The sequence below is a fragment of the Desulfosarcina sp. genome (assembly GCF_033791525.1).
In the GTDB taxonomy this organism is placed as follows: Bacteria; Desulfobacterota; Desulfobacteria; order Desulfobacterales; family Desulfosarcinaceae; genus Desulfosarcina.
The window spans coordinates 1-4,977 of record NZ_JASJGN010000461.1 but is presented as its reverse complement, the minus strand read 5'-3'; the positions used below and the strand labels follow the sequence as shown (position 1 = coordinate 4,977).

The following is a 4,977-nucleotide window of genomic DNA, read 5'->3' as shown; positions in this document are numbered from 1 at the left end:
GGGGATGGTTGATCCCCAATACGTCATCAAGGCGTTTTTGGAGGGGGCGGACGGGGTGCTGATCAGCGGGTGCCACCCCGGCGACTGCCACTATATCAACGGCAACTACAAGGCCCGCCGCCGGGTGAAGCTGCTCAAGGAGATCCTGCCCCAGTTCGGCATCGACAACCGGCGGCTGCGGTTGACCTGGATCGGCGCCAGCGACGGCATCCAGTTCGCCGGTATCATGGGCGATCTGGTAGCCCAGACCCGTGAACTGGGACCGGCACTTCCCGATCTGCAGATGGTTATCTGAACGGAGGGGTAATGACACAGGCAATTCGCATCGACATCGACAACCAAGACTGGCTTTCCGGCCTTCGATCTTTTTTGGCCACGGTAATGGAAAAGACGGAAATCGAGGCCATGCTGGTTCCCACCCGCTTGGCGGTGAAGAACCGCATCATGCCCATGCTGGTGTCGGATCCCAAACGACTGGCAGAAGCCGACCCACTGTCGCCAGCCTTTCCGATAAACGGGTCCCAACAGCTTGCCAGGCTCACCCGGCTGCCGGCCGGTGGCAGATTGGCCGCCGTCCTGCGGCCCTGTGAAATTCGCGCCTTCAATGAGCTGGTCAAGCTCAACCAGGGGAAGCGGGAGGATGTGGTGATCGTCGGCCTCGATTGTCCGGGCGCCCTTTCCAATACCGATTTCAGGGCCTTTGTCGATCAGCACGAAACGCCGGATGCGGCCACCCAGGCCTTTTGCGCGGCAGCCCTTTCCGGTGACCCAAGCAACGATGCTGTAACCCTTACCTCCGCCTGCCGGGCCTGCGACCACCCGATCCCCGACGGTGCCGACATCGCCGTGGAACTTTTCGGCAGCGACCCGACCGACGGGCTGACGGCCCGGGCACGCACGGAGGCGGGAAAAGCCGTGCTCACCCATCTTGACCTCCCGCCGGCGGAGGCGGAAACACCGCAGCGCAAGTCCGTCATCGCAGCGATATTGGAACAGCGCAAACAATACCGGGAGCAGATGTTAACCACGGTGGCGAAGGCCACCGGCAGCATCCAGGGGCTGTCCACCTATCTGGCCGACTGCGTCAATTGCTATAACTGCCGTACGGCCTGTCCGGTGTGCTACTGCTCCACCTGTGTCTTTACCACCGACACCTTTCGTCACGAACCGTTTCAATACCTGCAGTGGGCCCGCCGCAAGGGAGGCGTCAAGATGCCCACGGACACGCTTTTTTTTCACCTGACCCGCATGGCCCACATCAGCACCGCCTGTGTGGGTTGCGGCCAGTGCACCAATGCCTGTCCCAACGACATCCCCCTGTCCGACCTGTTCACTATGGTGGCCCGGCATACCCAGGGCGCCTTCGGTTACGACGCGGGCCTGGATCTGTCTCAACGCCCGCCCATGTGCGGCTTCAAGGAGGAGGAGTACGGCGAGGTGGTGGGGATGGAATAGTTCTGGGTTCAGCGTTTCGGGTTCAGGGTTCTGGGTTCCGTGTTCCCGGTTCAGCTTTCAGCTTTCAGCCTTGAGCTTTGAGCTTATCGGCTTTGAGCCTATCAACTCAGTTGTATGGGAGAAAAATATGGATCGGAAAATCGGCAGCGCCCTGGTTGTGGGCGCCGGAATCAGCGGCATTCGGGCCTCCATCGACCTGGCCCAGATGGGATACCGGGTGACCCTGGCCGACCGGGCACCGCACATGGGAGGTATTTTAAGCCAGTTGGACTACCAGTTTCCCACGGACCGCTGCGGCATGTGTCGCATGCTGCCCATGCTTGACCGCGATGCCGGCATCCAGACCTGCCTGAGAAAGGGGCTCTTTCACGAAAACATCGACATTTTGCTGGGCACCAGCCTGGCATCGGTTGAAGGCGAGCCGGGAAGGTTTGAGGTGACCCTTAACCAGGCACCCAGCCCCGTCGATCCTGACCGCTGCATCGGGTGTGGTCAGTGCAGCGAGGTCTGTCCGGTGATGCTCCCCGATGCCTTCAACGCCGGTCTCACCCAGCGCAAGGCGATCTATCTGCCGGTGCCCCACAACATTCCCAATACCTACACCATCGACCCGGTGGCCTGCACCCGCTGCGGAGCCTGTGAGCCCGTTTGCCCGACCGGGGCCATCCACCTGTCGGCCATGGGTCGCCAGGCCTTTCGCATCTTGGTGGTGGACGATGAGTCCATCATTCGACAATCTCTGGAAGCCTGGCTGGGTGACGAGGAAGGCTACAGCGTTGAAATGGCGGCCTCGGGCCCCGAGGCCCTGGAAAAACTCGCAGCCGAGATCTTTCATCTTATGCTCCTGGACATCAAGATGCCGGGCATGGACGGCGTAACGGTGCTTGAAAAAGCCATGGTCATTCGACCGGCTCTTCAGACCTTGATGATGACCGCCTACGCCACCGTGGAAACCGCCGTGGAGGCCATGAAAATAGGGGCTATGGACTACCTGATCAAGCCCTTCGAGCCCGACGCCCTGATCCCCAAGGTCACGACCGTGTATGACGCTTTTCGAGAAGCCGGCTACCGCAAAGAGACGGTGGGAGCTATCGTCCTGGCCACCGGCACCACCTGCTTTGACCCGTCCGTGGGGAAAAACCCAATGGGATACGGTGTCGTGCCCAACGTGGTCACCAGCCTGGAGTTCGAACGCATGCTCAGCGGCACGGGACCCGACGGCGGCCGCCTGTTGCGCCCATCCGACAAGCAGCCGGTGAAAAAAGCCGCCTGGATCCAGTGTGTGGGCTCCCGGGACCTGCAGTCCGGTGCCGATTTCTGCAGCACGGTCTGCTGCATGTTCGCCCTCAAGGAGGCGGCGGTGGCCAAAACGGTCGCCGGCGATGATTTTCAAGCCACCATCATTTACATGGACATGCGCACCTTCGGCAAATCCTTCGAGCGCTATGGGCAACACACCGAATCCACCAAAGGCGTTCGGCTGGAACGGGGACGGGTCCACTCCATTGCCCCCACCCTTGGCAGTGACGATGTGGCTATTCGCTGGACATCCGCGACCGGAGAAATCCACGAGGAGCGCTTCGACCTGGTGGTGCTCTCCACCGGCCAGCGGGCCAACGCGCATACGGCATCCCTGGCCGAAGGGTTGGACATCGACACCGACGGATTCGGTTTCGTAAAGACCGTCCCCTTCTCCGACACCCGCACCGCGCGGGCCGGCATTTTTGCCGGGGGAACCCTCACCGGCCCCACCGATATTGCCGAATCGGTGATCCGCGCCTCCTCGGCAGCCGTGAACGCCTCCCGGACGATTCACCGCGCCGGGGGCGGCCTGGCCGAAAAAACCTCCGTCTCCGATGCTTACCGGGACGTGTCGCGAGAGCCACCCCGTATCCTTGTGGTTCTCTGCCGTTGCGACACCTCCACACAAACGGATATGGATCAGGAGGCTTGGTCGACGCTGTTGCAGCAGGATCCGGCGGTTGCCCGGATGGTGATCCTGAACCGCATCTGCACGATGGAGGGCTGGGAGGCCCTGACACAAACCGACGCCGCGGATGTCAATCGAGTGTTGGTGTGTGCCTGCCCCACCTTCGTCTATGGCAAAAAGGCCCGTGGCCTGGCCGCCGCCTTTGGTCTGCATGCGTCCCTGATCGAAGTAGTGGCCATGGATATGCGCCAGGGGCAGGTCCTACCTGGCGCCGTTGCCAAAATCACGGCCGGGATCTCTAAATTGAAAAACATCTCTATAGAAGAAAGCCACTATACGCCTGTGGTCAACCGAGCACTGGTGGTGGGCGGGGGTATTGCCGGCATGCACGCGGCCCTGGCCGTGGCCGACCACGGTGTCGACGTCACCCTGGTGGAGGCATCCGACCGGCTGGGCGGCAATCTGGTCTGGCTGCATCAGACCATCGACGGCACGCCCATCGCCCCCTACATGGATGACACGATTGGCCGGATCGACAACCATCCCGGAATCCAGGTGATGACAGGCAGCCGCGTAGTCGGCGCCTTCGGCCAGGCCGGACACTTTTTTTCCACCATCGAGACGGCCGGAAAACCGACCACAACCGTGGAACACGGGGTCGTGGTCCTGGCCACCGGCGGCATCGAAGCTACGACTGATGCCTACGGATATGGCAGCAGCGAGGCGGTGGTCACGCAGCGGGAACTGGAGACGCGTATTCACGAGAACCGGTTGGACATCGAGGGGATAACCACCGTGGTCATGATTCAATGCGTGGGCTCCCGGGAAGAACCACGTAACTACTGTAGCCGCGTCTGCTGCCCCACGGCCCTGAAACAGGCCCTTTGGTTGAAAAGCCGCCAGCCCGATATTCAGGTGTATATCCTCTACCGGGACATGATGACCTGCGGCCTGAATGAAGCCTGGTACACCGAAGCCCGCAAGCAAGGCGTTCTCTTCTTCCAGTACCGGCCGGAGCGTAAACCAACGGTCAGCATCAATACCGATCAAAAAATGCCGGTTTCAGTGAAGCTCCACGATCCCATCCTGGACGCGCCGGTGCAAATCTCCGCCGATTTGCTGGTACTGGCCACCGGTATCCAGCCCCACCTGCCCGAAAACCTGGCCCAGGCCTACGGCACCGAGCTGGACCGGGACGGCTTTTTTCAGGAGGCGGATTCCAAATGGCGTCCGGTGGAGGCGTTGAAGGCAGGTGTTTTCGGCTGCGGTATTGCCCTGTCACCGCGATCCATTCCCGAGGCCGTGGGCACGGCCGAGGCCGCCGCCGGACGCGCCCTGGCCATCCTGGCCGCCGAACGGCTGCCGGCCGCCCGGACCACTGCCATGGTGCGCCACAGCCTCTGCACCCTGTGCCTGCGCTGTATTGACACCTGCCCTTATGGGGCCCGTTTTTTGGACGAGACCGGGCAGCGTGTCGAGGTCAACACGGCCATGTGCCAGGGATGCGGAGATTGTGCCACGGTTTGCCCCAACAGCGCATCCATCGTGGAAGGGTTTTCCCATCGGAGCATGTTAGGCGCCATCGACGGAGC

3 protein-coding genes are annotated in these 4,977 nt (G+C 61.8%); all 3 read left to right on the top strand.

Going from position 1 to position 4,977, the window contains the following annotated elements:
* Window positions 1–295, top strand: a 295-nt coding sequence (locus QNK41_RS21645; RefSeq protein WP_319261533.1) for a hydrogenase iron-sulfur subunit, incomplete at its 5' end; no start/stop codon positions are given.
* Between the two features lie 11 nt (window positions 296–306).
* Window positions 307–1,455, top strand: coding sequence for a Coenzyme F420 hydrogenase/dehydrogenase, beta subunit C-terminal domain (locus QNK41_RS21640; RefSeq protein WP_319261530.1), 1,149 nt, complete (start codon window positions 307–309; stop codon window positions 1,453–1,455).
* Between the two features lie 127 nt (window positions 1,456–1,582).
* Window positions 1,583–4,977: response regulator (locus QNK41_RS21635; RefSeq protein WP_319261526.1), on the top strand; the 3,395-nt coding region annotated here is incomplete at its 3' end.